This window comes from Collinsella aerofaciens (assembly GCF_039758815.1).
GTDB lineage: Bacteria > Actinomycetota > Coriobacteriia > Coriobacteriales > Coriobacteriaceae > Collinsella > Collinsella aerofaciens_BP.
The window spans coordinates 1-4,921 of the sequence record NZ_JBDMSK010000019.1; the positions used below are offsets into that span (position 1 = coordinate 1).

Here is a 4,921-nt window from a genome sequence, read left to right on the forward strand (position 1 = left end):
ATCCGTCGCGGTCTACGGGGCTAACGATATGGCACCGTGGGGACACATGTATGTCAATCCTGGTCTAACAGAGCCTTTGCTTTTCCCCAGGTTGTTTGCACACTATTCCTACCTTGCGTAGGTGTGCCATTAGAAAGAGACAAGTTCTTGCTAACTGTCGTTTCGTAGGTAACGGTATGGTCGCCCTGAGAAAGGTTACCTAGCGGCAACGTTGCAGTTCGCTCTTCGATGCTCACGGACGAACCAAGAGGATTTCCATCGAGCTTGAAGCTGCTTTGCTCAAAGTCCAGGTAGTCACCGAGCGTATCGACCAGTTTTACATCCGTTGCGTGCGACGTAACACTCAGATTAATAGTCCAAGTTATCTTGGCATTTCCGGTACTGCTATCTTGGGAAAAGACACCTGATTTGTTTCCATCAACTGCGCCATCTTGAATCTCGATCGGCACAGTTTCGCCAACGCCTGGAAATTTCAGTTCGACTTTTTCGCCGTCATCTACATCTTTGTCTTTAAGCTCAAACTCGAAATTGACGCGCACATAGAGCGAAGAGGGATGACCGCTGAGATAGCTGGCATCGTAATTAAAAACGACCTTGTTATCCTTTATGTACCAAGTTCCCATCCTTTGTGCATTCTCGGTATCATCCGTCCTTAAGATACCGCCCTCGTTCTCGTTCACAACAATCGAGTCGGGAAAGGTATAAATCGTCTCAAGCCTTTCAGGTGTAGGCCCACAATTCTCATGAAAACGAGCTTCCATAAAACCGTAGATAGTATCGGCTGTCGTAATCGAGGGTGAGCCCTCTTTACCGAGAGGCTGCTGACGACCCTTATCGGCATACAGCCCAACCGTAACGTCCGCCGTATCGCCGTTGATCACAATCGGCGTCGGCGTCGTCACGTCCTCGGCGCGCACTGGGGCTGCACCGTGAAAAACAGCGGCGGTGAGGCTAATCAAAATGAAGACCAGGGCCGCCATACCCAGCGACCGCGAGCGGTGTGCGTCCATAGTTGTCCCCTAATTCCTACAACACAGTGTGGAATACGGCGAATCGTCGGATCGAACACAAACCCCAACATCAACATGAACCTGCCTAGCGCATTGCAAGAACCCATTGGGGAGCAACTTCTAAGACGGTTCGTCTATGCCACAATGCATAAAATATAATATAGATACCAGTCATGTAAACCGCAGGTAAAGAGGTCTTTTAATTTAATACCAGTTGGTATTTACCTGTTAACGGGTTTGCATTAAAGCAGTTATATTCTGTAGAATTATGTATATGTTTAAACAACTTAACTTTGACCGGAAAGCCGCTCGGAGGGATAACCGCCCCAGCTGTGGTGCAAACGAACCTGTCCACTGCACAAAAAGGGCGCCGACCGCGATGGTCGACGCCCTTTCTTGTTAGTCGCTATAAAGCCCAGCGCTTATTTGTTGACCTGGCCGGCGCGAACGGCAGCCTTCTTGCGGTCGGTGGCGTTGAGCAGACGCTTGCGCAGGCGGATGTTCTTGGGAGTGATCTCGACAAGCTCGTCGTCGGCGATGTACTCCAGCGCCTCCTCCAGCGAGAAGGTGCGGGGCGGCACCAGCTGAACGGAGATATCGGAGGTCGAGGAGCGCTGGTTGCCCAGGTTCTTGGTACGGGCGATATTGACGACCATGTCGCCAGCCTTGCTGCGCTCGCCCACGATCATGCCCTCGTAGCACTCGGTGCCTGGCTCAACAAACAGCTGACCGCGCTCCTGCAGCGTACCCAGGGCATAGGCAACGGCCTTCTCGGTGGTCATAGAGATCATTGCGCCGTTCTGGCGGTTGCCAATCTCGCCGGCATAGGGGCCGTACTCCAGGAAGGTGTGGTAGAACACGCCCTCGCCGTGGGTGACGTTCATGATGCGGTTCTTAAGACCCATGATGCCGCGGGTCGGAATCTTAAACTCGAGGTGCGTCACGATGCCCGAGGTATCCATGCTCGTCATGATGCCGCCGGAGGTGCCGAAGACCTCAACGACCTTGCCCGAGTACTCGTCCGGGCACTCGACGACGGCCTGCTCGACGGGCTCCATCTTGTTGCCGTTCTCGTCCTTCTTAAACAGAACGCGGGGACGGCCGACCTGGAACTCAAAGCCCTCGCGGCGCATGGACTCCATCAGAACGGACAGGTGCAGAATGCCGCGGCCCGAGACCTCGACGCCGCTCTTGTCCTCGAGTTCCTCGATCTTCATGGTCACGTTGTTCTCGGCCTCGTTGAACAGGCGCTCCTTGAGCTGACGGGCGCCCACGATGTCGCCGTCGCGGCCGACAAGCGGGGAGGTCGAAGCCTCAAAGACGATGGACAGGGTCGGCGGGTCGATCTCGATGGGCTCGAGCTCGACAGGGTTCTCGGGATCGGTGTAGACATCGCCGATATCGGTGCGGTCGATACCCACGACAGCGGCGATGTCGCCGGCGCCGACTTCCTGGCACTCGGTACGGCCCAGGTAGTCGAAGGTAAAGAGCTGCTTGACGGTGGCGGTAGCGCTGGAGCCGTCGTTCTTGACAACCAGGATCTGGTCGCCCTGGTGGATGGCGCCAGAGTACACGCGGCCGATACCGATGCGGCCGACGAAGTTGGAGTGGTCGATGGTCACGCACTGCATGGCCAGCGGGGCGTTCTCGTCAACCTCGGGCGCGGGCATGTCGTCGATAATCATATCGAGCAGCGGGTACATGTCCATGTTGCCGTCGTTGGGGTCAAGACGGGCAAAGCCGTTCATGGCGCTGGCGTAGACCACGTGCTCCATGGCGAACTCAAGCTGGTCGTCGGTGGCGCCCAGGTCGGCCATGAGGTCCAGGCAGTCGTTGTAGGCCTTCTCGGGGTTGGCGCCCGGACGGTCGATCTTGTTGATGACGATCATGATCTTAAGGCCGGTGTCGATAGCGTGACGCAGCACGAAGCGGGTCTGGGGCATGGGGCCCTCAAAGGCGTCGACCAGCAGCAGGGCGCCGTCGGCCATACGCAGCACGCGCTCGACCTCGCCGCCAAAGTCGGCGTGGCCCGGGGTGTCGATGACGTTGATCTTGACGTCCTTGTACTCGATAGAGATGTTCTTGGCGAGAATCGTAATGCCGCGCTCGCGCTCCTGGTCGTTGGAATCCAGGACGCGGTCCTCGACCTGCTGGTTGGCACGGAAGGCGTCCGTGGCACGCAGGAGCTTGTCGACCATCGTCGTCTTGCCATGGTCGACGTGAGCGATGATGGCGATGTTCCTCAGATTGTCTACGCGCATGTAGTTCCCCTATCTTCTATCTATATACAACCGGCACGCGTATGCGACCCACCCAGCAATGCAACGCTCGGCGGGAATATTGAGCCTTTTACCGAAAACTCGTTTATTTTAGCGATTTTAGATGAGAGGGGTTTCCTCACCTGCAGGTTCAGGGTCGCTCCACATAAAACCATCGCCGGCGCCCATGCCCTCATACAGCACATATGCCGAAAAACCGCTCTCGAGCGTGGTTTCGAAGAAGCTCACGAGCAGAGCATCGTGATAGCCGCCGTCAATCTCGACGCAGCCGGTGTAGCCGATGGCATAGCGAGCGATACGGCCCAGGCCCTCGTCCTTAAGACCCATCTTGTGCTCGGAGATAAAGTTGGTGGCCGCCTCGAGGCACGCCTCTTCGCCGTCCTCGTCGAGCGCCGCCAGATAACGGTTGGAAGCGGCGTCCTCAATTGCCACGACCACGCCAGGGTTTTCACCGGCGGCAAGGTCGTCCAAGAACGCGCCGATCAGATCGCACACCATGGCGTCGAGCTCGGCGGAGACGTTACCGGCGTCCTGCATATCCTGTGCCATCTTTAGACCTTCCCATCGAGTCTGGCGTCGTTACAGTTCTTGTGCCTCAGCAGCGATCTTAGCGGCAGCGTCGCGGGCGCGCATCATATCCATCGCACGCTTGTCGAGTACCTTGATCTGACTGGTCAGCATGACCGCATCGACCACGCCCCAGATCATAAGGCCCGTAGAGATCGAAAACCCAAGCGCACCAACTGTACCACGAAGGCGCGAACAGATTGCCGCGACAAGGGCGGAGACGACAACCATCTTGATAAACGAGCCGCGGCGTTCGCGAAGCGTGCGGGCCTGCGTCACATAGGCAATGCGAGCCGCCTCAGAAGCCTCCGAGCGCATCTGGGCCTCGCGCGCAATGGTCGCCGCCTCAGCCGACATACCGCCGGCCATCAGCGAACGCTCCGTAGCCTGGACGCCCCGCATTTAGAAGTCATCGGGGGAGAGCGTATGGACGAACTCGTCGAACTTCTCGAACTCTCGCTCGTCGTCGACTTCCTCGGCATGGGCAGAAACGGTGCCCAGGCGATTCATGATGTCGTCTTCAACGAACATGGGGGCATTACTGCGTACGGCGAGGGCGATGGCGTCGCTCGGACGCGCATCGATCTTATGCTCGTTGCCATCGGCCAACACGACAACCGTCGCGTAAAACACGGGCGGCTCGGCGCGAACGATTTCGATGCGTTCGAGCTTGGCACCCAGGGCACCAACAGTATCGAGCAACAGGTCATGGGTAATCGGGCGCTCGGCGCGACCGCTATCGATGCCGCGGCTGATGGCAGCAGCTTCAAACGAACCAGTCTGAATGGAAAGGGAACGCAGTGGCGCGGGCGAGTCCGATTTGCTGCAGCGCTCGCGAAGCACGATAAGCGATGGCACGGGACCGGCGGCCATGACGATGGTCTCTATGTCGACACGAACCATGGAACACCTCCGGTACGTAGCGGTTAACACGCGGCAGTCCGCCGCATTGAATAGCTATACTACCCAAACTTTCGCACAGCACACAAAACCAAAATGAGATTTATCGCAGACAAGAAAAAAGCCCCGAGGCAATGCCCCAGGGCTCTTCACAGTTTTGATGGT

The 4,921-nt window shown here is 57.2% G+C and carries 5 protein-coding genes; all 5 read right to left on the reverse strand.

Annotated elements, in window-relative coordinates; all coding sequences use genetic code 11:
* Positions 1–53: 53 nt before the first annotated feature.
* Positions 54–1,010 (reverse strand): hypothetical protein, encoded by a 957-nt coding sequence (locus ABHT90_RS07975; protein ID WP_346982161.1) that lies wholly within the window; start codon positions 1,008–1,010, stop codon positions 54–56.
* Positions 1,011–1,432: 422 nt separating this feature from the next.
* Positions 1,433–3,271 (reverse strand): translational GTPase TypA, encoded by a 1,839-nt coding sequence (typA, locus tag ABHT90_RS07980; RefSeq protein WP_055287536.1) that lies wholly within the window; start codon positions 3,269–3,271, stop codon positions 1,433–1,435.
* Between the two features lie 117 nt (positions 3,272–3,388).
* Positions 3,389–3,838, reverse strand: a complete 450-nt coding sequence (locus ABHT90_RS07985; protein WP_089572580.1) for a hypothetical protein — start codon at positions 3,836–3,838, stop codon at positions 3,389–3,391.
* 30 nt (positions 3,839–3,868) lie between these two features.
* On the reverse strand, positions 3,869–4,225 hold the full coding sequence (locus ABHT90_RS07990) for a hypothetical protein (RefSeq protein ID WP_215693833.1): 357 nt from the start codon (positions 4,223–4,225) through the stop codon (positions 3,869–3,871).
* A gap of 33 nt (positions 4,226–4,258) precedes the next feature.
* Positions 4,259–4,759 carry a bifunctional nuclease family protein gene (locus ABHT90_RS07995; RefSeq protein ID WP_138374279.1) on the reverse strand — a complete coding sequence of 167 codons (501 nt, stop codon included), beginning with the start codon at positions 4,757–4,759 and terminating at the stop codon, positions 4,259–4,261.
* Positions 4,760–4,921 lie beyond the last annotated feature (162 nt).